This is a genomic window from Pseudomonas sp. D4-21 (genome assembly GCF_051132125.1).
Classification (GTDB): domain Bacteria; phylum Pseudomonadota; class Gammaproteobacteria; order Pseudomonadales; family Pseudomonadaceae; genus Aquipseudomonas.
The window spans coordinates 5003759-5026541 of record NZ_CP071664.1 but is presented as its reverse complement, the minus strand read 5'-3'; the positions used below and the strand labels follow the sequence as shown (position 1 = coordinate 5026541).

Sequence of the window (22783 nt, the reverse complement as noted above, 5' to 3'; positions counted from 1 at the left end):
CGCGCTGGCTACCGAATTTCTTGACGACCATAGAGCATTGGAACCACCTGATCCCATCCCGAACTCAGAAGTGAAACGATGCATCGCCGATGGTAGTGTGGGGTTTCCCCATGTGAGAGTAGGTCATCGTCAAGATTGAATTCCGAAACCCCTATCTGCTAATGCAGGTAGGGGTTTTGTTTTTGCGCTTGGTAAAGCCGTTTCGAGTTTCTATGCAACAGTCCTGTGCATGGCTATCATGCTGGCCTCGGTAATCAGGCGCGGTTCGTATGCTCACGTTGTTAAAACTTCTGAAGGATGGTCGTTTCCATTCAGGCCAGGCACTAGGTGCCGGGCTGGGCATCAGTCGCAGTGCTGTCTGGAAGCAATTGCAGCATCTGGAGGCCGAGTTGGGATTGTCTGTTCATAAAGTTAGAGGCAAGGGGTATCAGTTGGCTAGGCCGCTGTCACTTTTGGATGCTGCGAAAATCTGCGCGAAAGAAGGCCTTGAGTGGCCTGTCTATATCCATGACTCCATCGACTCTACTAATGCCGAAGCGTTGCGTTCCATAGAGCGCGGAGTGGATGCGCCATTCTTGGTCTTGGCTGAGCGGCAGCTCGCTGGGCGCGGTCGTCGTGGCCGTAAGTGGGTCAGTCCGTTCGCTGCCAATCTTTATTACAGTCTGGTCTTGCGCATTGATGGCGGTATGCGGCAAATCGAAGGGCTGAGTCTCGTCGTTGGGCTCGCTGTCATGCATGCGCTTCGTGATTTTGGAATCGCTGAGGCTGGGTTGAAATGGCCCAACGATGTGTTGGTGGGCAACAAAAAAATTGCCGGTATCTTGCTCGAATTAGTGGGTGATCCGGCGGACGTCTGTCATGTCGTCCTGGGTGTCGGGGTCAACGTGAATATGCAATCAACTGACGAGGTTGATCAGCAGTGGACGTCCATGAGCCTAGAGGCAGGCCGTGTATTTGATCGTAACGATCTTGTGGTCCATATGAGCGCGAAGCTTCAACAGTACCTCGAGTTGCATCATGCGTCGGGGTTTGCGGCGATCCAGCTGGAGTGGGAAAACTATCATTTATGGCAGGGCCGTGCCGTTTCGCTAATTGCGGGTGTGAACCAGATTGACGGCGTAGTGATGGGCATTGACCACCAGGGAGCGCTGCGTTTGAAGGTGGATGGTGTGGAAAAGAGCTTTAGCGGCGGTGAGCTCAGTTTGAGGTTGCGTGATGATTCTTGAGCTCGATTGCGGCAACAGTTTTATCAAATGGCGGGTTCTTTGCTCCGACGGTGTTACGCCTGTTGAAGGTGGTGTGGTCGGTTCCGATGATGATCTGCTCGCCAGCCTGAGCGATGCCCAGAGGTTTCAGCTAAAGAAATGCCGTCTGGTCAGCGTCAGGACGCCCGAGGAAACTGACTCGTTGGTCGCTTCCTTGACACAGACCTTCGGGGTGTCCGTGGTACGTGCCGTACCGGCTCGAGAAATGGCAGGCGTGACAAATGGTTACGAAGAGTACGATCGGTTAGGTCTTGATCGTTGGCTTGCCTTGCTTGGCGGTTTCCATCTCGCTTCCGGCGCTTGCCTGGTGCTCGATTTTGGCACGGCCGTTACAGCCGACTTCGTCGCGGCGGACGGTGAGCATCTAGGGGGGTTCATTTGTCCGGGCATGCCTTTGATGCGCAACCAGTTGCGTACCCATACTCGGCGAATTCGCTACGATGACACTGCTGCCGAGCGAGCGCACGAGACTCTTGCTCCGGGAAGGGCGACGGTCGAGGCGGTTGAGCGCGGTTGTATGCTGATGCTCAGGGGTTTCGTCCTGACCCAGCTTGAATTGGCGCGGCAATACTGGGGGCAGGATTTCGAGGTGTTTTTAACGGGAGGGGACGCCAGTCTGGTTGTTGGGGTTGTACCGCAAGCCAAGGTTGCGCCTGACCTGGTTTTTGTTGGCTTGGCGATGGCTTGTCCTTTGTCTTGAGGTTTCTATGCGGTGGCTGTTTCTGTTGTTACTGGTTCTGAATGGCTTCTACTATGTCTGGCATCAGCAGGAGGCCCCGCTGCGGGCCAAGGATGTAACGCCACTGAGCTTGTATCGCGGCTCGCAGCAGGATATTCATCTTCTGAGTGAAACGGCGGATTCGCTTGTCAGGCGTGATTTCGGCAAGTCCGGAGAGGTGCGCAAGAATTGTAATTATCTAGGCGGTTTTGCTCGTGCTGAGCTGGCCAGGCAGCTGGAGCAGCGATTGGTTTCGTTGGGCGTGATGGGGCGTACATCTGTGCTGAGCTCCGAAGATGCACCTGAGGGCGGAGGATTTTGGGTCCAGGTTGTTCCTGAAAGCGCAGGAAAGGTTAATGAAGGGTTGGTTCAAAACCTTTCTAAAGAATTCAATGAGTTAAAACATAAAATAATGCCATGCGAAGGGGTTGCGCCTGCTGGGTAGTTTGCATAGAATGGCGCCCGCTTCGCAGTGAAGACCTTTAACGGTTATCAGTGCGGAGCGATGTCAACGCAGCTAACCTCAGGTTTTTAATGAGAAAATGCTTGACAGAAGGCTGGCATGATATAGAATGCCGGCTCGCTTAGGAGGGGTTCCCGAGCGGCCAAAGGGATCAGACTGTAAATCTGACGTCTACGACTTCGAAGGTTCGAATCCTTCCCCCTCCACCAGTTTTAGCGTGAGCTGCAAGCTCCGCGGGTATAGTTTAGTGGTAGAACCTCAGCCTTCCAAGCTGATGATGCGGGTTCGATTCCCGCTACCCGCTCCAAGTTTGCAGGTTGTGCAAAATGTTTTGCTCTTGTAGCTCAGTTGGTAGAGCACACCCTTGGTAAGGGTGAGGTCAGCGGTTCAAATCCGCTCAAGAGCTCCATATTACAAGGCAGATATGAAAATATCTGCCTTTGTTTTAATGGCTCGTGTGACTTGCTAAATTCTTCTCCTAGGGGTGATTTCGATGGCTAAGGAAAAGTTCGAACGTAATAAGCCGCACGTCAACGTTGGTACCATCGGTCACGTCGACCACGGTAAAACTACGCTGACCGCTGCTCTGACCCGTGTCTGCTCCGAAGTTTTCGGTTCGGCCAAGGTTGACTTCGACAAGATCGACAGCGCCCCGGAAGAGAAAGCTCGCGGTATCACCATCAACACCGCTCACGTTGAATACGATTCGTCCGTGCGTCACTACGCACACGTTGACTGCCCAGGTCACGCCGACTACGTAAAAAACATGATCACCGGTGCTGCCCAGATGGACGGCGCGATCCTGGTTTGCTCGGCCGCTGATGGTCCGATGCCACAAACCCGTGAGCACATCCTGCTGTCCCGTCAGGTAGGCGTTCCGTACATCGTTGTCTTCCTGAACAAGGCTGACATGGTTGACGACGCTGAGCTGCTGGAACTGGTTGAGATGGAAGTGCGCGACCTGCTGAGCACTTACGACTTCCCAGGTGATGACACTCCAATCATCATCGGTTCGGCTCTGATGGCTCTGAACGGCCAAGACGACAACGAAATGGGCACCACTGCTGTCAAGAAGCTGGTGGAAACTCTGGACAGCTACATCCCAGAGCCAGAGCGTGCTATCGACAAGCCGTTCCTGATGCCAATCGAAGACGTATTCTCGATCTCCGGTCGCGGTACTGTTGTGACTGGTCGTGTTGAGCGTGGCATCGTCCGTATCCAGGAAGAAGTTGAGATCGTCGGTCTGCGCGACACTCAGAAAACTACCTGCACCGGCGTTGAAATGTTCCGCAAGCTGCTCGACGAAGGTCGTGCTGGCGAGAACTGCGGCGTACTGCTGCGCGGCACCAAGCGTGACGACGTTGAGCGTGGCCAGGTTCTGGTCAAGCCAGGCACTGTCAAGCCGCACACCAAGTTCACCGCAGAAGTCTACGTTCTGAGCAAGGAAGAAGGCGGTCGTCACACTCCGTTCTTCAAAGGCTACCGTCCACAGTTCTACTTCCGTACAACTGACGTGACTGGTAACTGCGAGCTGCCAGAAGGCGTTGAAATGGTAATGCCAGGTGACAACATTCAGATGACTGTCACTCTGATCAAGACCATCGCGATGGAAGACGGCCTGCGTTTCGCTATCCGTGAAGGCGGTCGTACCGTCGGCGCCGGCGTCGTAGCCAAAGTCATCGAGTAAATAGTTGTAATGTCTTTTTCGGGCCGGCATAATGGTCGGCCTGATTTTGTTTTAGGTCAGTAGCTCAATTGGCAGAGCGACGGTCTCCAAAACCGTAGGTTGGGGGTTCGATTCCCTCCTGACCTGCCAGATTCACTCGGTGTGTCTGGCTTTCTTTTCACAGGATCTTCATAGATGACTCCTAAAGCTGAAGCTCAAGGCTCTCGCTTCGATCTGCTCAAGTGGCTAGTGGTAGTCGCTTTGGTGGTTGTTGGCGTTGTTGGCAATCAGTATTTTTCTGCTTCGCCGATCCTGTACCGTGTACTTGCATTGCTTGCCATTGCTGCTGTAGCTGCCTTTGTAGGCCTGCAGACAGCCAAGGGCAAGTCTTTCTTTGTACTCGCTAAGGAAGCTCGCACCGAGATTCGTAAAGTCGTATGGCCGACTCGCCAGGAAACCACGCAGACCACGTTGATCGTTGTGGCTGTTGTTTTGGTGATGGCGTTGCTGCTGTGGGGGCTCGATTCCCTGCTCGGTTGGCTTGTTTCCTTGATTGTTGGCTAAGGGTGTCCCGTGGCTAAGCGTTGGTACGTTGTGCATGCTTACTCGGGTTACGAGAAGCATGTTATGCGCTCGTTGATAGAGCGTGTGAAGCTGGCAGGCATGGAAGATGGCTTTGGCGAGATTCTGGTTCCCACTGAAGAAGTGGTTGAAATGCGTAATGGCCAGAAGCGCAAAAGTGAACGTAAGTTCTTTCCAGGCTATGTGCTGGTACAGATGGATATGAACGAAGGGACTTGGCACTTGGTCAAGGATACCCCTCGGGTGATGGGCTTTATTGGCGGTACCGCCGACAAGCCGGCGCCGATCACAGATAAAGAGGCGGAAGCGATTCTGCGTCGTGTCGCTGATGGTAGCGACAAGCCGAAGCCGAAGACATTGTTTGAGCCAGGTGAGGTTGTACGCGTCACCGACGGTCCATTCGCTGACTTCAATGGCACGGTTGAAGAGGTTAACTACGAAAAGAGCCGGATTCAGGTCGCGGTGCTCATTTTCGGTCGCTCTACTCCGGTAGAGTTGGAGTTCAGTCAGGTCGAAAAGGTCTGATTGGACAGGCATCCCAACCCCGCAGCCGAAGGCTGTGGGGTTTTGTCGTCACTGGGATAAACGCGCAAGCAACCGGGGAGCCTTTCGAGGCGTTCGAACCCGTAATTGGAGTGCCTCATGGCCAAGAAGATTACCGCTTACATCAAGCTGCAAGTGAAGGCCGCTCAGGCTAACCCAAGCCCACCTGTTGGTCCTGCACTGGGTCAGCACGGCGTGAACATCATGGAATTCTGCAAGGCTTTCAACGCCCGTACTCAGGGTCTTGAGCCAGGTCTGCCGACTCCAGTGATCATCACTGTCTACAGCGACCGCAGCTTCACTTTCGAAACAAAAAGCACCCCTGCTTCGGTTCTGCTGAAGAAGGCTGCAGGTTTGACCAGCGGTTCCGCTCGTCCAAACACCGTTAAGGTTGGCACCGTTACCCGTGCTCAGCTGGAAGAAATCGCGAAAACCAAAAACGCGGATCTGACTGCAGCTGATATGGATGCAGCCGTGCGTACTATCGCCGGTTCTGCTCGTAGCATGGGCCTTAACGTGGAGGGTGTGTAATGGCTAAGCTGACCAAGCGTCAAAAGGCTATCGCCGGCAAAATCGAAGCAGGCAAGGCCTACAACTTTGTAGACGCCGCCGCTCTGCTGGCCGAGCTGTCGACTGTCAAGTTCAGCGAGTCGTTCGACGTTGCTGTTAACCTGGGCGTTGACCCACGTAAATCCGACCAGGTCGTACGTAGCGCTACCGTGCTGCCACACGGCACTGGCAAGACTGTTCGTGTTGCCGTGTTCACCCAGGGCCCAGCAGCTGAAGCTGCTCTGGCCGCTGGTGCTGATCGCGTAGGCATGGACGATCTGGCTGCTGAAATGAAAGGCGGCGACCTGAACTATGACGTCGTGATCGCATCCCCGGATGCCATGCGCGTTGTAGGCCAGTTGGGTCAGATCCTCGGTCCACGTGGTCTGATGCCTAACCCTAAAGTCGGCACCGTAACCCCAGACGTAGCCACCGCGGTTAAAAACGCCAAGGCCGGTCAGGTTCGTTATCGCACCGACAAGAACGGCATCATTCACACTTCCGTTGGCAAAATCGGCTTCGACGCCGTCAAGCTGAAGGAAAACGTTGAAGCTCTGATCGCTGATCTGAAGCGCATCAAGCCAGCTTCTTCGAAAGGTATCTACGTCAAGCGCGTTACCCTGAGCACCACTATGGGCCCAGGTCTGATCATCGATCAGAGCTCGCTCGACGCGTAAGACAAAGGTTGGCGCAAGCGATTGCGCCAATCAAATATTGGGGTCCCTGCCTGGCGGGGGCTGTCCAAGACCGTAGGCGACGAAAGTCTTAAACCACAAGCCTACGCAGATGGTGCTCCCGGTTCCTTACCGAATCAGACACCAAAACGACATTCGGTTTCGATCGGATGAAACGGTAACAAGCAGGAGTTAAACCCGTGGCAATTAAACTCGAAGACAAGAAGGCCATCGTCGCTGAAGTCAACGAGGCTGCCAAAGCTGCTCTGTCCGCTGTCGTGGCTGATGCCCGTGGCGTAACAGTAGGCGCTATGACCGGACTCCGTAAAGAGGCTCGTGAAGCTGGCGTTTACGTACGTGTAGTACGTAACACCCTGCTCAAGCGCGCTGTTGCTGACACTGAATACAGTGTCCTCAACGACGTGTTCACCGGCCCGACCTTGATCGCGTTCTCCACCCAACATCCTGGCGCTGCTGCCCGTTTGTTCAAGGAATTCGCCAAAGGTCAGGACAAGTTCGAGATTAAGGCAGCTGCGTTCGAGGGCAAGTTCCTCGCAGCTAACCAGATCGACGTACTGGCAACTCTGCCGACCCGTGACGAAGCAATCTCCCAGCTGATGAGCGTGATTCAAGGCGCTACCAGCAAGTTGGCTCGTACTCTGGCGGCACTGCGCGACCAGAAAGAAGCTGCCGCAGCCTAAGGCTCGACACTCCTTTTCGCGTTTTTTGTTTATTTCGATGGTCGCGTAGGCCGTCCCCCAATCCAGGAATTTAGAGTCATGTCTATCTCTCAAAACGATATCCTCGAAGCCGTTGGCAACATGTCCGTAATGGAAGTTGTTGAGCTGATCAAAGCTTTCGAAGAAAAATTCGGTGTTACCGCTGCTGCTGCTTCCGCTGGTCCAGCTGTTGCCGCTGCCGTTGCTGAAGAGCAAACCGAATTCAACGTCATGCTGACCGAAGCTGGCGAGAAGAAAGTAAACGTGATCAAGGCAGTACGTGAACTGACCGGTCTGGGCCTGAAAGAAGCCAAGGCTGTAGTTGACGGCGCTCCTGCCATGGTTCTGGAAGCTGTTGCCAAAGACGCAGCTGACAAAGCCAAAGCAGCACTGGAAGAAGCAGGCGCTAAAGTCGAGCTGAAGTAAGCATCGACTTTGCGTCTCCAGCCCGAGCGTTAAGCGACAGGCTGATGGCTGGTGGCTCTTGCCACCGGCCTTTTTCCGTTATTGGCAGCCGACTGGGTCGGTGCTGATCGCGAGCTGTAACCACCCGATGTGGTGGCGCAAACCATGGGGTTTGCACGATTTTCTGGCTGCTCCCGTCGGGAGGGGCCAAACAAGCAGGTGACCAAGCTGGGGAACGCTGATGGCTTACTCATATACTGAGAAAAAACGTATCCGCAAGGACTTTAGCAAGTTGCCGGACGTCATGGATGTGCCGTACCTCCTGGCCATCCAGCTGGATTCGTATCGTGAATTCTTGCAAGCGGGAGCGACTAAAGATCAGTTCCGCGACGTGGGCCTGCATGCGGCCTTCAAATCCGTTTTCCCGATCATCAGCTACTCCGGCAATGCTGCGCTGGAGTACGTCGGTTATCGCCTGGGCGAACCGGCATTTGATGTCAAAGAATGCGTATTGCGCGGTGTTACTTACGCCGTACCTTTGCGGGTAAAAGTGCGCCTGATCATTTTCGACAAAGAATCGTCGAATAAAGCGATCAAGGACATCAAAGAGCAAGAAGTCTACATGGGTGAAATCCCCCTGATGACTGAGAACGGTACCTTCGTAATCAACGGTACCGAGCGTGTAATCGTTTCCCAGCTGCACCGTTCCCCGGGCGTGTTCTTCGACCACGACCGTGGTAAGACGCACAGTTCCGGCAAACTGCTCTACTCCGCGCGCATCATTCCTTACCGCGGTTCGTGGCTGGACTTCGAGTTCGACCCGAAAGACTGCGTATTCGTGCGTATTGACCGTCGTCGCAAGCTGCCTGCATCGGTACTGCTGCGCGCGCTCGGCTATACGACCGAAGAAGTGCTGGACGCGTTCTACACCACCAACGTCTTCCATGTGCAAGGTGAGAACCTGAGCCTGGAGTTGGTGCCTCAGCGCCTGCGCGGTGAAATCGCGGTCCTGGATATCCAGGACGACAAGGGCAAGGTTATTGTCGAGCAAGGCCGTCGTATTACTGCTCGCCACATCAACCAGCTGGAAAAAGCCGGTATCAAAGAGCTGCAGGTGCCGATGGACTACGTCCTGGGTCGCACCACCGCCAAGGTCATCGTGCATCCAGCCACCGGCGAGATCATCGCTGAGTGCAATACCGAGCTCACCGTCGAGATCCTGGCGAAGATCGTCAAGGCTCAGGTCGTTCGTATCGAGACCCTGTACACCAACGACATCGACTGCGGTCCGTTCATCTCCGACACGCTGAAGATCGACTCCACTGGCAACCAGCTGGAAGCCCTGGTCGAGATCTATCGCATGATGCGTCCTGGCGAGCCGCCAACCAAGGATGCTGCCGAGACCCTGTTCAACAACCTGTTCTTCAGCCCTGAGCGCTATGACCTCTCCGCGGTCGGCCGGATGAAGTTCAACCGTCGTATCGGTCGTACCGAGATCGAAGGTTCGGGCGTGCTGAACAAGGATGACATCGTTGCGGTGCTCAAGACCTTGGTCGACATCCGTAACGGCAAAGGCATCGTCGATGACATCGACCACCTGGGTAACCGTCGCGTTCGCTGCGTAGGCGAAATGGCCGAAAACCAGTTCCGTGTTGGCCTGGTGCGCGTAGAGCGCGCGGTCAAGGAACGCCTGTCGATGGCTGAAAGCGAAGGCCTGATGCCGCAAGACCTGATCAACGCCAAGCCAGTGGCCGCGGCGGTGAAGGAATTCTTCGGCTCGAGCCAGCTGTCCCAGTTCATGGACCAGAACAACCCGCTGTCCGAGATCACCCACAAGCGTCGTGTTTCCGCACTCGGCCCAGGCGGTCTGACCCGTGAGCGTGCAGGCTTCGAAGTTCGTGACGTACACCCGACTCACTACGGTCGTGTATGCCCGATCGAAACGCCGGAAGGTCCGAACATCGGTCTGATCAACTCTTTGGCCGCCTATGCGCGCACCAACCAGTATGGCTTCCTCGAAAGCCCGTACCGTGTGGTGAAAGACGCCCTGGTCACCGACGAGATCGTGTTCCTGTCTGCCATCGAAGAGGCTGATCACGTGATCGCTCAGGCTTCGGCCACGATGAACGACAAGAAAGTCCTGACCGACGAGCTGGTAGCTGTTCGTCACTTGAACGAGTTCACCGTCAAGGCGCCGGAAGACGTCACCTTGATGGACGTATCGCCGAAGCAGGTAGTGTCGGTTGCAGCGTCGCTGATCCCGTTCCTCGAGCACGACGACGCCAACCGTGCGTTGATGGGTTCGAACATGCAGCGTCAGGCTGTACCGACCCTGCGTGCCGATAAGCCACTGGTAGGTACTGGCATGGAGCGCAACGTTGCGCGCGACTCCGGCGTTTGCGTCGTGGCTCGTCGTGGCGGTGTGATCGATTCCGTCGACGCCAGCCGTATCGTGGTTCGTGTTGCCGATGACGAAGTAGAGCCGGGCGAAGCCGGTGTCGACATCTACAACCTGACCAAGTACACCCGCTCCAACCAGAACACCTGCATCAACCAGCGTCCGCTGGTCAGCAAAGGTGATCGGGTTCAGCGCAGCGACATCATGGCCGACGGCCCGTCCACCGACATGGGTGAACTGGCGCTGGGTCAGAACATGCGCATCGCGTTCATGGCATGGAACGGCTTCAACTTCGAAGACTCCATCTGCCTGTCCGAGCGTGTGGTCCAGGAAGACCGCTTCACCACGATCCACATCCAGGAACTGACCTGTGTGGCTCGTGACACCAAGCTTGGCCCAGAGGAAATCACTGCGGACATCCCGAACGTGGGTGAAGCTGCACTGAACAAGCTGGACGAAGCCGGTATCGTTTACGTAGGTGCTGAAGTAGGCGCGGGCGACATCCTGGTCGGCAAGGTCACTCCGAAAGGCGAGACCCAACTGACTCCGGAAGAGAAGCTGCTGCGTGCGATCTTCGGTGAAAAAGCCAGCGACGTGAAAGACACCTCCCTGCGCGTGCCTACCGGCACCAAGGGTACCGTCATTGACGTACAGGTCTTTACCCGCGACGGCGTTGAGCGTGACGCTCGCGCACTGTCGATCGAGAAGACTCAGCTCGACGAGATCCGCAAGGACCTGAACGAAGAGTTCCGTATCGTCGAAGGCGCGACTTTCGAGCGTCTGCGCTCCGCCCTGGTCGGCCACAAAGCCGAAGGCGGCGCCGGCCTGAAGAAAGGTCAGGAGATCACCGACGAAGTCCTCGACGGTCTTGAGCATGGCCAGTGGTTCAAGCTGCGCATGGCTGAAGATGCTCTGAACGAGCAGCTCGAGAAGGCCCAGGCCTATATCGTTGATCGCCGCCGTCTGCTGGACGACAAGTTCGAAGACAAGAAGCGCAAACTGCAGCAGGGCGATGACCTGGCTCCAGGCGTGCTGAAAATCGTCAAGGTTTACCTGGCAATCCGTCGTCGCATCCAGCCGGGCGACAAGATGGCCGGTCGTCACGGTAACAAGGGTGTGGTCTCCGTGATCATGCCGGTTGAAGACATGCCGCACGATGCCAATGGCACCCCGGTCGATGTGGTTCTCAACCCGTTGGGCGTACCTTCGCGTATGAACGTTGGTCAGATTCTCGAAACTCACCTGGGCCTCGCGGCCAAAGGGTTGGGCGAGAAGATCAACCGCATGATCGAAGAGCAGCGCAAGGTCGCTGATCTGCGTAAGTTCCTGCACGAGATCTACAACGAGATCGGCGGGCGCAACGAAGAGCTGGACACCTTCTCCGACCAGGAAATCCTGGACTTGGCGAAGAACCTGCGCGGCGGCGTTCCAATGGCTACCCCGGTGTTCGACGGTGCCAAGGAAAGCGAAATCAAGGCCATGCTGAAACTGGCGGACCTGCCAGAAAGCGGCCAGATGCAGCTGTTCGATGGTCGTACCGGCAACAAGTTCGAGCGTCCGGTTACCGTTGGCTACATGTACATGCTGAAGCTGAACCACTTGGTAGACGACAAGATGCACGCTCGTTCTACCGGTTCTTACAGCCTGGTTACCCAGCAGCCGCTGGGTGGTAAGGCGCAGTTCGGTGGTCAGCGTTTCGGGGAGATGGAGGTCTGGGCACTGGAAGCATACGGTGCTGCATACACTCTGCAAGAAATGCTCACAGTGAAGTCGGACGATGTGAACGGCCGGACCAAGATGTACAAAAACATCGTGGACGGCGATCACCGTATGGAGCCGGGCATGCCCGAGTCCTTCAACGTGTTGATCAAGGAAATTCGTTCCCTCGGCATCGATATCGATCTGGAAACCGAATAACACGTGACGCGAATCGAGAGCGGGGCTGTTTGCCCGCTCTCTGCTCCGCCAGGAGGAAAGGCCTTGAAAGACCTACTGAATTTGCTGAAAAACCAGGGTCAAGTCGAAGAGTTCGACGCCATCCGTATTGGATTGGCCTCGCCTGAGATGATCCGTTCGTGGTCGTTCGGTGAAGTAAAAAAACCGGAAACCATCAACTACCGTACGTTCAAACCCGAGCGTGATGGTCTGTTCTGCGCCAAGATCTTTGGCCCGGTAAAGGATTACGAGTGCCTGTGCGGTAAGTACAAGCGCTTGAAGCATCGCGGCGTGATCTGCGAGAAGTGCGGCGTTGAAGTCGCGCTGGCAAAAGTTCGTCGTGAGCGCATGGCACACATCGAACTGGCCTCGCCGGTTGCCCACATCTGGTTCCTGAAATCGCTGCCGTCCCGTATCGGCCTGCTGATGGACATGACCCTGCGTGATATCGAACGCGTTCTCTACTTCGAGAGCTATGTCGTTATCGATCCAGGCATGACCACTCTTGAAAAAGGTCAGCTGCTCAACGACGAACAGTACTTCGAAGCGCTGGAAGAGTTCGGCGACGATTTCGATGCCCGCATGGGTGCCGAAGCTGTCCGCGAACTGCTGCACGCTATCGACCTGGAGCACGAGATTGGTCGTCTGCGTGAAGAGATTCCGCAAACCAACTCCGAAACCAAGATCAAGAAGCTGTCCAAGCGTCTGAAGTTGATGGAAGCCTTCCAGGGTTCCGGCAACCTGCCAGAGTGGATGGTGCTGACCGTTCTGCCGGTACTGCCGCCAGACCTGCGTCCGCTGGTTCCGCTCGATGGCGGTCGTTTCGCGACTTCCGACCTCAACGATCTGTATCGTCGGGTGATCAACCGTAACAACCGCTTGAAGCGCCTGCTCGATCTGTCCGCTCCGGACATCATCGTGCGCAACGAAAAGCGTATGTTGCAGGAAGCGGTGGACGCATTGCTCGACAACGGTCGTCGTGGCCGCGCTATCACCGGTTCGAACAAGCGTCCTCTGAAATCCCTGGCTGACATGATCAAGGGTAAGCAGGGTCGTTTCCGTCAGAACTTGCTCGGTAAGCGTGTTGACTACTCCGGTCGTTCGGTAATTACCGTAGGCCCGACCCTGCGTCTGCACCAGTGCGGCCTGCCAAAGAAAATGGCCCTGGAACTGTTCAAACCGTTCATCTTCGGCAAGCTGGAAATGCGTGGTCTTGCGACCACCATCAAGGCCGCCAAGAAGATGGTCGAGCGCGAGCTGCCAGAGGTCTGGGACGTTCTTGCCGAAGTAATTCGCGAACACCCAGTGCTGCTCAACCGTGCACCGACCCTTCACCGTCTGGGTATCCAGGCGTTTGAACCGGTACTGATCGAAGGTAAGGCTATCCAGCTGCACCCGCTGGTCTGTGCTGCGTACAACGCCGACTTCGACGGCGACCAAATGGCCGTGCACGTACCGCTGACGCTGGAAGCCCAGCTCGAAGCGCGTGCGTTGATGATGTCGACCAACAACATCCTGTCGCCAGCCAACGGTGAGCCAATCATCGTTCCGTCCCAAGACGTTGTATTGGGTCTGTACTACATGACTCGTGAAGCGATCAACGCCAAGGGCGAAGGTCGTGTGTTCGCGGACCTGCAGGAAGTTGACCGTGTGTTCCGTGCCGGCGAAGCCGCACTGCACGCCAAGGTCAAGGTGCGGATCAACGAAACCGTAAACGATCGTGATGGCAACAGCGTGACCAACACTCGTATCGTCGACACCACCGTCGGCCGTGCGCTGCTGTTCCAGGTCGTGCCGAAAGGCTTGTCCTTCGATGTCGTCAACCTGCCGATGAAGAAAAAGGCGATCTCCAAGCTGATCAACCAGTGCTACCGCGTGGTTGGTCTGAAAGAGACCGTGATCTTCGCTGACCAGTTGATGTACACCGGTTTTGCCTATTCGACCATCTCCGGCGTTTCCATCGGTGTTAACGACTTCGTTATCCCTGATGAAAAAGCCCGCATCATCGGTGCAGCCACCGAAGAAGTGAAAGAGATCGAAAGCCAGTACGCGTCCGGCCTGGTAACCCAGGGCGAGAAGTACAACAAGGTGATCGACCTCTGGTCCAAGGCGAACGACGAAGTATCCAAGGCCATGATGGCCAACCTCTCGAAAGAGAAGGTCATCGACCGCCATGGCAAGGAAGTCGACCAGGAATCCTTCAACTCGATGTACATGATGGCCGACTCGGGTGCGCGGGGTTCTGCTGCGCAGATCCGTCAGCTCGCCGGTATGCGTGGCCTGATGGCCAAGCCGGACGGCTCCATCATCGAGACCCCGATTACTGCGAACTTCCGTGAAGGTTTGAGCGTACTCCAGTACTTCATCTCCACTCACGGTGCTCGTAAGGGTCTTGCGGATACCGCGTTGAAAACGGCGAACTCCGGTTACCTGACTCGTCGTCTGGTAGACGTTGCCCAGGATCTGGTCGTGACCGAGATCGATTGCGGCACCGAGCATGGCCTGGTAATGACTCCGCACATCGAAGGCGGTGACGTTGTAGAGCCGCTGGGTGAGCGCGTATTGGGTCGTGTCATCGCCCGTGACGTATTCAAGCCGGGTACCGAGGACGTCATCGTTCCTGCTGGCACCCTGGTTGACGAGAAGTGGGTCGAATTCATCGAGCTCAACAGCATCGACGAAGTGATCGTGCGCTCGCCGATCAGCTGTGAAACCCGCTACGGCATCTGCGCCAAGTGCTACGGTCGCGACCTGGCACGTGGTCACCAGGTGAACATCGGTGAAGCGGTCGGCGTTATTGCTGCCCAGTCCATCGGTGAGCCGGGTACCCAGCTGACCATGCGTACGTTCCACATCGGTGGTGCGGCAAGCCGGACCTCCGCGGCCGACAGCGTTCAGGTGAAGAATGGCGGTACTGTCCGCCTGCACAACCTGAAGCATGTTGAGCGTGTCGACGGTCACCTGGTCGCCGTGTCCCGTTCCGGTGAGTTGGCGATTGCCGACGACTTCGGTCGTGAGCGCGAGCGCTACAAGCTGCCGTACGGTGCCGTGATTTCGGTGAAGGAAGGCGACAAGGTCGACGCTGGTGCCATCGTGGCCAAGTGGGATCCGCACACTCACCCAATCGTCACCGAGATGAAAGGTACCGTGACCTACGTGGGCATGGAAGAAGGCATCACGATCAAGCGTCAGACTGACGAATTGACCGGTATGACCAACATCGAAGTGCTCGACGCAAAAGATCGTCCAGCTGCAGGCAAGGACATCCGTCCGGCCGTGAAGATGGTCGACGACAACGGCAAGGATCTGTTGCTGCCAGGTACTGACGTAATCGCTCAGTACTTCCTGCCAGCCAACGCCCTGGTCGGTGTTGCGGACGGTGCGCGGATCGCGATCGGTGATGTTATCGCTCGTATCCCGCAAGAAACTTCGAAGACCCGCGACATCACCGGTGGTCTGCCGCGTGTTGCCGACTTGTTCGAAGCTCGTCGTCCGAAAGAAGCCTCGATTCTGGCTGAAGTCAGCGGCACCATCGCGTTCGGTAAAGAAACCAAGGGCAAGCGCCGCCTGGTTATCACCCCGAACGACGGTAGCGATCCGTACGAAGAGCTGATTCCTAAGTGGCGTCACCTGAACGTCTTCGAAGGCGAACAGGTAAACCGCGGCGAAGTTATCTCCGACGGTCCGAGCGATCCACATGACATCCTGCGTCTGCTGGGTGTCAGTGCGCTGGCCAAGTACATCGTGAACGAAATCCAGGACGTTTATCGTCTGCAGGGCGTGAAGATCAACGACAAGCACATCGAGACCATCCTGCGTCAGATGCTGCGTAAAGTTGAGATCTCCGAGTCTGGCGACTCCAGCTTCATCAAGGGCGACCAGATGGAACTGACTCACGTGCTGGTGGAAAACGAGCGTCTGGCGAACGAGGACAAGTTCCTTGCCAAGTTCACCCGCGTACTGCTGGGTATCACCAAGGCGTCGCTGTCCACCGAATCGTTCATCTCGGCGGCTTCCTTCCAGGAAACCACTCGCGTACTGACCGAGGCGGCGGTAACCGGCAAGCGCGACTACTTGCGCGGCCTGAAAGAAAACGTGGTCGTGGGTCGTCTGATCCCGGCCGGTACCGGTTTGGCCTATCACAGCGAACGCAAGCGTCGTCGTGATGCAGACAAGCCGCTGCGCGTGAGCGCCAGTGAAGTGGAAGCTGCACTGACCGAAGCACTGAACTCGAGCGGTAACTGAGTTCGGCGTTGATTAAGTGCCTGGCCCTGGCCATCCCGTTCGGCGGATCGAGACAAATTGTCGAGATTCGGTGGGCGGGGAGGTCGGGGCCTTGCCTTGACTGGGGACAAGATCCTCTTTAGACTCTTGATCCCCTAAATTTGGCGGGAATTCGTTCCTGCCATTTTGCTTTTCTTGTAAGACAATAGCGTCGCAAGACAACAGTGGAGCTAGTAGATGGCAACTATCAACCAGCTGGTACGTCAGCCGCGTAAGCGTATCGTCGAGAAATCCGACGTGCCTGCGCTGCAGAACTGCCCGCAACGTCGTGGCGTATGCACCCGTGTGTATACCACCACGCCGAAAAAACCTAACTCGGCACTGCGTAAAGTATGCCGTGTGCGCCTGACCAACGGTTTCGAGGTTTCCTCGTACATCGGTGGTGAAGGTCACAACCTGCAAGAGCACAGCGTGGTACTGATCCGCGGCGGTCGTGTAAAAGACTTGCCAGGTGTTCGTTACCACACCGTCCGCGGTTCTTTGGATACTTCCGGCGTTAAAGGTCGTAACCAGGGTCGCTCGAAGTACGGTACCAAGCGTCCGAAGTAATCGGTCGTTTTGCAGTTTTTCATTTTTATTGAGTCGATAAGAGTAAGGTCGGGCACGCATCCGCTGTCCCGGGCTAACCTGAAGACCGCTTGAGGGCTTATCATGCCAAGACGTCGCGTAGCAGCCAAACGTGAGATTCTGGACGATCCGAAATACGGAAGCCAGATTCTCGCCAAGTTCATGAACCACGTTATGGAAAGCGGCAAGAAAGCCGTTGCCGAACGTATCGTTTATGGCGCACTGGACAAAGTTAAGGAACGCAAGAACAGCGATCCCCTGGAAATCTTCGAGAAAGCTCTCGACGCCATCGCTCCGCTGGTCGAAGTGAAGTCGCGCCGTGTAGGCGGTGCTACTTACCAGGTTCCGGTCGAAGTTCGTCCTTCCCGTCGTAACGCCCTGGCAATGCGCTGGCTGGTAGACTTCGCCCGCAAGCGCGGCGAGAAGTCCATGGCCCTGCGTTTGGCTGGTGAACTGTTGGACGCTGCTGAAGGTAAAGGTGCTGCAGTTAAGAAGCGTGAAGACGTGCACCGTATGGCTGAAGCCAACAAGGCTTTCTCGCACTACCGCTTCTAATTTTAGCGTCACTCAATTTGCGAGGGCTTTATGGCTCGTACTACACCGATTAACCGCTACCGTAACATCGGTATCGTTGCTCACGTGGATGCTGGTAAGACCACCACCACCGAGCGCGTCCTTTTTTACACCGGCAAAAGTCACAAAATGGGCGAGGTGCATGACGGCGCCGCGACCACAGACTGGATGGTTCAGGAGCAGGAGCGTGGTATTACCATTACTTCTGCTGCTATCACCGCCTTCTGGAAAGGTTCCGAGAAGCAGTACCCGCACGAGCATCGCTTCAACGTTATCGATACCCCGGGCCACGTAGACTTCACCATTGAAGTTGAGCGTTCCCTGCGTGTACTCGACGGCGCGGTCGTTGTGTTCTGTGGTACTTCGGGCGTTGAGCCTCAGTCGGAAACCGTATGGCGTCAGGCCAACAAATACGGTGTTCCACGTCTTGTTTATGTAAACAAGATGGACCGTGCTGGTGCCAACTTCCTGCGCGTGATCGGTCAGATCAAGCAGCGTCTGGGTCACACTCCGGTGCCTATCCAGCTCGCTATCGGTTCGGAAGACAACTTCCAGGGCCAGATCGACCTGATCAACATGCAGGCCGTGTACTGGAATGACTCCGACAAGGGCATGGTCCCTGTTCGTAAGGAAATTCCTGCCGAGCTGTTGGAAGAAGCTGAGCAATGGCGCAGCAACATGGTTGAGGCTGCGGCCGAAGCCAATGAAGAGCTGATGAACAAGTACCTCGAGGGCGAAGAACTCTCCAACGAGGAAATCAAGGCCGCTCTGCGTCAGCGTACTATCGCTGGTGAGATCGTTCTGGCTGTTTGCGGTTCTTCCTTCAAGAACAAGGGCGTTCCCCTGGTTCTCGACGCCGTTATCGACTTCCTGCCTGCTCCAACCGACATTCCTGCTATCAAGGGTTCCAACCCGGATAACGAGGAAGAGGAAATGGAGCGTCACGCAAGTGACGACGAGCCGTTCGCGGCTTTGGCGTTCAAGATCGCTACTGACCCATTCGTGGGTACCTTGACCTTCGTTCGAGTTTACTCGGGCGTGTTGGCATCCGGCGACGGCGTGATCAACTCGGTAAAAGGCAAGAAAGAGCGCGTGGGTCGTATGGTGCAAATGCACGCAAACGCCCGTGAAGAAATCAAGGAAGTGCGCGCTGGCGACATCGCGGCCTTGATCGGCATGAAGGACGTCACCACCGGTGAAACCTTGTGCAACGCTGACAAGCCAATCATCCTGGTTCGCATGGACTTCCCGGAGCCGGTTATCTCGGTTGCCGTTGAGCCTAAGACCAAGGACGACCAGGAAAAAATGGGTATCGCTCTGGGCAAGCTCGCTCAGGAAGACCCTTCTTTCCGCGTCAAGACTGATGAAGAGACTGGTCAGACGATCATCTCCGGCATGGGCGAGCTGCACCTGGACATCCTAGTTGACCGGATGCGCCGTGAGTTCAACGTCGAAGCCAACATCGGTAAGCCTCAGGTTTCCTATCGTGAGCGCATCACGAAGAGCTGTGAAATCGAAGGCAAGTTCGTTCGCCAGTCCGGCGGTCGTGGCCAGTTCGGTCATTGCTGGATCCGTTTTGCACCGGCTGACGAAGGTCAGGAAGGTCTGCAATTCCTGAACGAAGTCGTTGGTGGTGTGGTTCCTAAGGAATACATCCCGGCGATCCAGAAAGGTATCGAAGAGCAGATGAAGAACGGCGTTGTTGCCGGCTATCCGCTGATCGGCCTGAAGGCGACTGTGTTCGACGGTTCTTACCACGACGTCGACTCCAACGAGATGGCGTTTAAGGTGGCTGCTTCCATGGCTACCAAGCAACTGGCCCAGAAGGGCGGTGGTGAGTTGCTTGAACCTATCATGGCGGTAGAAGTCGTTACGCCTGAAGACTACATGGGTGATGTCATGGGCGACCTTAACCGTCGTCGTGGCATGATTCTGGGTATGGAAGATACGGTTTCCGGCAAGGTTATCCGCGCCGAGGTTCCGTTGGGTGAGATGTTCGGTTACGCAACCGACGTTCGCTCCATGTCTCAGGGTCGCGCAAGCTACTCTATGGAATTCAAAAAATACAATACAGCTCCGTCGCATATCGTCGAGACTGTTACCAAAAAGCAAGGCTGATCCAGCCCCTTTAAGCTAGGAGTTAATTGTCGTGGCTAAAGAAAAATTTGAACGGAACAAACCGCACGTCAACGTTGGCACCATCGGCCACGTTGACCACGGTAAAACTACCCTGACCGCTGCTCTGACCCGTGTCTGCTCCGAAGTTTTCGGTTCGGCCAAGGTTGACTTCGACAAGATCGACAGCGCCCCGGAAGAGAAAGCTCGCGGTATCACCATCAACACCGCTCACGTTGAATACGATTCGTCCGTGCGTCACTACGCACACGTTGACTGCCCAGGTCACGCCGACTACGTAAAAAACATGATCACCGGTGCTGCCCAGATGGACGGCGCGATCCTGGTTTGCTCGGCCGCTGATGGTCCGATGCCACAAACCCGTGAGCACATCCTGCTGTCCCGTCAGGTAGGCGTTCCGTACATCGTTGTCTTCCTGAACAAGGCTGACATGGTTGACGACGCTGAGCTGCTGGAACTGGTTGAGATGGAAGTGCGCGACCTGCTGAGCACTTACGACTTCCCAGGTGATGACACTCCAATCATCATCGGTTCGGCTCTGATGGCTCTGAACGGCCAAGACGACAACGAAATGGGCACCACTGCTGTCAAGAAGCTGGTGGAAACTCTGGACAGCTACATCCCAGAGCCAGAGCGTGCTATCGACAAGCCGTTCCTGATGCCAATCGAAGACGTATTCTCGATCTCCGGTCGCGGTACTGTTGTGACTGGTCGTGTTGAGCGTGGCATCGTCCGTATCCAGGAAGAAGTTGAGATCGTCGGTCTGCGCGACACTCAGAAAACTACCTGCACCGGCGTTGAAATGTTCCGCAAGCTGCTCGACGAAGGTCGTGCTGGCGAGAACTGCGGCGTACTGCTGCGCGGCACCAAGCGTGACGACGTTGAGCGTGGCCAGGTTCTGGTCAAGCCAGGCACTGTCAAGCCGCACACCAAGTTCACCGCAGAAGTCTACGTTCTGAGCAAGGAAGAAGGCGGTCGTCACACTCCGTTCTTCAAAGGCTACCGTCCACAGTTCTACTTCCGTACAACTGACGTGACTGGTAACTGCGAGCTGCCAGAAGGCGTTGAAATGGTAATGCCAGGTGACAACATTCAGATGACTGTCACTCTGATCAAGACCATCGCGATGGAAGACGGCCTGCGTTTCGCTATCCGTGAAGGCGGTCGTACCGTCGGCGCTGGCGTCGTAGCCAAAGTCATCGAATAAGACTCTTTCAGAGTCGACTCGATGAACAGGAAAGCCCCCGCTTAGCGGGGGCTTTTTTATTAGGTTGACACCTATCAGGGGCGTCTATAGAATTGCGCCTCCTTTTAACGGGCGTATTGCGCCCGGTGGGAATAGCAGCCGGAGTCTGAAATCCAATGCAAAATCAGCAAATCCGTATCAGGTTGAAGGCTTTTGACCATCGCCTGATCGACCAATCCACCCAGGAAATCGTGGAAACCGCGAAACGTACTGGTGCTCAAGTGCGTGGTCCAATTCCACTGCCTACCCGTAAAGAGCGGTTCACCGTTCTGGTCTCCCCGCACGTCAACAAAGACGCGCGTGACCAGTACGAGATCCGTACTCATAAGCGCGTTCTGGACATCGTCCAGCCAACGGATAAAACCGTTGATGCTCTTATGAAGCTTGATCTTGCGGCCGGTGTGGAAGTGCAGATCAGCCTCGGCTAAGACTCGGTCTTAGTCGTGTAACGCTCTGAAATGGGCGGCCATAGCGGGTGAAAGCCCCGTACACTCATGAGGTTTACAACATGACTATTGGTGTAGTCGGTCGTAAATGCGGTATGACCCGTATTTTCACCGAAGAAGGTGTCTCCATTCCGGTCACGGTCATTGAGATCGAGCCGAATCGCGTCACCCAGTTCAAAACTGAAGAGACCGATGGCTATCGTGCAGTGCAAGTCACTGTCGGCGAGCGTCGCGCTTCGCGTGTAACAGCTGCTCAAGCTGGCCACTTCGCCAAGGCGAACGTAGCCGCTGGTCGTACCGTAATGGAATTCCGCCTTGAAGAAGGCGAGTACCAGGCCGGCGATCTGATCAACGCTGAAATCTTCGCTGCTGGTCAACTGGTTGATGTAACCGGTCAGTCCAAAGGTAAAGGCTTCCAGGGTACGATCAAGCGTTGGAACTTCCGCGGGCAAGATAACACCCACGGTAACTCCGTATCCCACCGCGTTCCAGGCTCTATCGGCCAGTGCCAGACTCCTGGTCGTGTATTCAAGGGCAAAAAAATGTCCGGTCATATGGGCGCTGAGCGCGTGACCGTGCAGTCCCTCGAAGTAGTGCGCGTGGACGCTGAACGCAATCTGTTGTTGGTCAAGGGCGCTGTTCCTGGCGCTACTGGCGGCAACTTGGTTGTACGTCCAGCAGCCAAGGCTCGCGGTTAAGGGGAAGCTGACATGCAATTAAATGTAAATGACGCTCAAGCGATCGAAGTTTCCGAACTGACATTTGGCGGCGAATTCAACGAGACGCTGGTTCACCAAGCAGTCGTGGCCTACATGGCCGGCGGCCGTCAAGGTAGCAAGCAGCAAAAGACCCGTTCCGACGTTTCTGGTGGCGGTAAGCGCCCATGGCGTCAGAAAGGTACTGGCCGTGCTCGTGCCGGTACAATCCGTAGCCCAATCTGGCGTGGCGGCGGTACCACTTTCGCAGCTCGTCCTCAGGATCACTCCCAGAAGCTGAACAAGAAGATGTACCGCGCAGCAATGCGTTCCATCCTTGCTGAGCTGGTGCGTACTGATCGTCTGGTCGTGGTTCAGGACTTCGCTGTTGAAGCACCGAAAACCAAAGATCTGCTGAACAAGCTGAATGGCATGGGTCTGACTGACGTCCTGATCGTGTCTGACGCTGTTGATCAGAACCTGTACCTGGCTGCTCGCAACCTGCCACACGTCGACGTTCGTGACGTGCAGGGTTCCGATCCGGTCAGTCTGATCGCATACGACAAGGTGTTGATCACCGTGTCGGCCGTGAAGAAATTCGAGGAGCTGCTGGGATGAACCAGGAACGCGTATTTAAAGTTCTGCTTGGCCCGCACGTTTCCGAGAAGGCTACGGTTCTGGCAGACAAGAAAGGCCAGTTCGTTTTCAAGGTTGCAACCGATGCAACCAAGCTGGAAATCAAGAAGGCCGTCGAAAGCCTGTTCAGCGTCAAAGTAGAGCGCGTTACTACCCTGAATGTTCTGGGTAAGAGCAAGCGCACTGCTCGCGGTCTGGGCAAGCGTAATGACTGGAAGAAGGCAGTTATCTCCCTTCAGCCAGGCCAAGATCTCGATTTCAGCAGCAGTGCTGAGTAAGGAAG

At 55.8% G+C, this 22783-nt stretch carries 20 protein-coding genes, 4 tRNA genes and 1 rRNA gene; all 25 read left to right on the top strand.

The window, feature by feature from the left end; genetic code table 11:
• Window positions 1-19: 19 nt before the first annotated feature.
• The 25 genes from rrf (at window position 20) to rplW (ending at window position 22778) form a co-directional block, all read left to right on the top strand.
• Window positions 20-135, top strand: a 5S ribosomal RNA gene (gene rrf / locus J3Q04_RS22755).
• A 134-nt stretch (window positions 136-269) separates the two neighbouring features.
• Window positions 270-1226 carry a bifunctional biotin--[acetyl-CoA-carboxylase] ligase/biotin operon repressor BirA gene (birA, locus tag J3Q04_RS22750; RefSeq protein ID WP_434562036.1) on the top strand — a complete coding sequence of 319 codons (957 nt, stop codon included), beginning with the start codon at window positions 270-272 and terminating at the stop codon, window positions 1224-1226.
• A complete protein-coding gene (locus J3Q04_RS22745) occupies window positions 1216-1965 on the top strand; it encodes a pantothenate kinase (protein WP_434609247.1) in 750 nt (249 codons plus the stop codon). Before birA ends, J3Q04_RS22745 begins: the two co-directional genes overlap by 11 nt.
• A 7-nt stretch (window positions 1966-1972) precedes the next feature.
• Window positions 1973-2428 (top strand): hypothetical protein, encoded by a 456-nt coding sequence (locus J3Q04_RS22740; RefSeq protein ID WP_434609249.1) that lies wholly within the window; start codon window positions 1973-1975, stop codon window positions 2426-2428.
• A gap of 142 nt (window positions 2429-2570) precedes the next feature.
• A tRNA-Tyr gene (locus tag J3Q04_RS22735) sits at window positions 2571-2655 on the top strand.
• A 24-nt stretch (window positions 2656-2679) separates the two neighbouring features.
• A tRNA-Gly gene (locus J3Q04_RS22730) sits at window positions 2680-2753 on the top strand.
• A 26-nt stretch (window positions 2754-2779) separates the two neighbouring features.
• Window positions 2780-2855: transfer RNA gene (locus J3Q04_RS22725), tRNA-Thr, on the top strand.
• An 84-nt stretch (window positions 2856-2939) separates the two neighbouring features.
• Window positions 2940-4133 (top strand): elongation factor Tu, encoded by a 1194-nt coding sequence (tuf, locus tag J3Q04_RS22720; protein ID WP_339481469.1) that lies wholly within the window; start codon window positions 2940-2942, stop codon window positions 4131-4133.
• A gap of 53 nt (window positions 4134-4186) precedes the next feature.
• Window positions 4187-4262 (top strand) — tRNA-Trp (locus J3Q04_RS22715).
• A gap of 45 nt (window positions 4263-4307) precedes the next feature.
• On the top strand, window positions 4308-4676 hold the full coding sequence (gene secE, locus J3Q04_RS22710; protein ID WP_024776457.1) for a preprotein translocase subunit SecE: 369 nt from the start codon (window positions 4308-4310) through the stop codon (window positions 4674-4676).
• Window positions 4677-4685: 9 nt separating this feature from the next.
• Window positions 4686-5219 carry a transcription termination/antitermination protein NusG gene (nusG, locus tag J3Q04_RS22705; RefSeq protein ID WP_010443972.1) on the top strand — a complete coding sequence of 178 codons (534 nt, stop codon included), beginning with the start codon at window positions 4686-4688 and terminating at the stop codon, window positions 5217-5219.
• Window positions 5220-5336: 117 nt separating this feature from the next.
• On the top strand, window positions 5337-5768 hold the full coding sequence (gene rplK / locus J3Q04_RS22700; protein ID WP_003176435.1) for a 50S ribosomal protein L11: 432 nt from the start codon (window positions 5337-5339) through the stop codon (window positions 5766-5768).
• Window positions 5768-6463 carry a 50S ribosomal protein L1 gene (gene rplA / locus J3Q04_RS22695; protein ID WP_030138521.1) on the top strand — a complete coding sequence of 232 codons (696 nt, stop codon included), beginning with the start codon at window positions 5768-5770 and terminating at the stop codon, window positions 6461-6463. The genes rplK and rplA overlap by 1 nt, the downstream gene beginning before the upstream one ends.
• 197 nt (window positions 6464-6660) lie before the next feature.
• The gene (gene rplJ / locus J3Q04_RS22690; protein WP_003206099.1) at window positions 6661-7161 is read left to right on the top strand and encodes a 50S ribosomal protein L10; all 501 of its coding nucleotides are present in this window, start codon (window positions 6661-6663) and stop codon (window positions 7159-7161) included.
• A gap of 78 nt (window positions 7162-7239) precedes the next feature.
• Entirely contained in the window at window positions 7240-7605 is a 366-nt protein-coding gene (gene rplL, locus J3Q04_RS22685) for a 50S ribosomal protein L7/L12 (protein WP_007970414.1), read from the top strand.
• A 220-nt stretch (window positions 7606-7825) separates the two neighbouring features.
• Window positions 7826-11899, top strand: a complete 4074-nt coding sequence (gene rpoB / locus J3Q04_RS22680; RefSeq protein ID WP_420767524.1) for a DNA-directed RNA polymerase subunit beta — start codon at window positions 7826-7828, stop codon at window positions 11897-11899.
• Between the two features lie 63 nt (window positions 11900-11962).
• A complete protein-coding gene (rpoC, locus tag J3Q04_RS22675; RefSeq protein WP_420767525.1) occupies window positions 11963-16162 on the top strand; it encodes a DNA-directed RNA polymerase subunit beta' in 4200 nt (1399 codons plus the stop codon).
• Window positions 16163-16378: 216 nt separating this feature from the next.
• Window positions 16379-16750 (top strand): 30S ribosomal protein S12, encoded by a 372-nt coding sequence (gene rpsL, locus J3Q04_RS22670; protein ID WP_003186084.1) that lies wholly within the window; start codon window positions 16379-16381, stop codon window positions 16748-16750.
• Between the two features lie 102 nt (window positions 16751-16852).
• On the top strand, window positions 16853-17323 hold the full coding sequence (gene rpsG, locus J3Q04_RS22665; protein ID WP_003186074.1) for a 30S ribosomal protein S7: 471 nt from the start codon (window positions 16853-16855) through the stop codon (window positions 17321-17323).
• 30 nt (window positions 17324-17353) lie between these two features.
• Window positions 17354-19459: an elongation factor G gene (gene fusA, locus J3Q04_RS22660; protein ID WP_434562044.1), complete on the top strand. Its 2106-nt coding sequence runs from the start codon at window positions 17354-17356 to the stop codon at window positions 19457-19459.
• 31 nt (window positions 19460-19490) lie between these two features.
• Window positions 19491-20684 carry an elongation factor Tu gene (gene tuf / locus J3Q04_RS22655; RefSeq protein ID WP_339481469.1) on the top strand — a complete coding sequence of 398 codons (1194 nt, stop codon included), beginning with the start codon at window positions 19491-19493 and terminating at the stop codon, window positions 20682-20684.
• Window positions 20685-20839: 155 nt separating this feature from the next.
• Entirely contained in the window at window positions 20840-21151 is a 312-nt protein-coding gene (gene rpsJ, locus J3Q04_RS22650; RefSeq protein WP_003186070.1) for a 30S ribosomal protein S10, read from the top strand.
• Window positions 21152-21231: 80 nt separating this feature from the next.
• Window positions 21232-21867, top strand: a complete 636-nt coding sequence (gene rplC, locus J3Q04_RS22645; RefSeq protein ID WP_003186059.1) for a 50S ribosomal protein L3 — start codon at window positions 21232-21234, stop codon at window positions 21865-21867.
• Window positions 21868-21879: 12 nt separating this feature from the next.
• The gene (rplD, locus tag J3Q04_RS22640; protein WP_003186057.1) at window positions 21880-22482 is read left to right on the top strand and encodes a 50S ribosomal protein L4; all 603 of its coding nucleotides are present in this window, start codon (window positions 21880-21882) and stop codon (window positions 22480-22482) included.
• Complete coding sequence (gene rplW, locus J3Q04_RS22635) at window positions 22479-22778, top strand: 50S ribosomal protein L23 (RefSeq protein WP_002555488.1); 300 nt, start codon at window positions 22479-22481, stop codon at window positions 22776-22778. The genes rplD and rplW overlap by 4 nt, the downstream gene beginning before the upstream one ends.
• The last annotated feature ends 5 nt before the right edge of the window (window positions 22779-22783 follow it).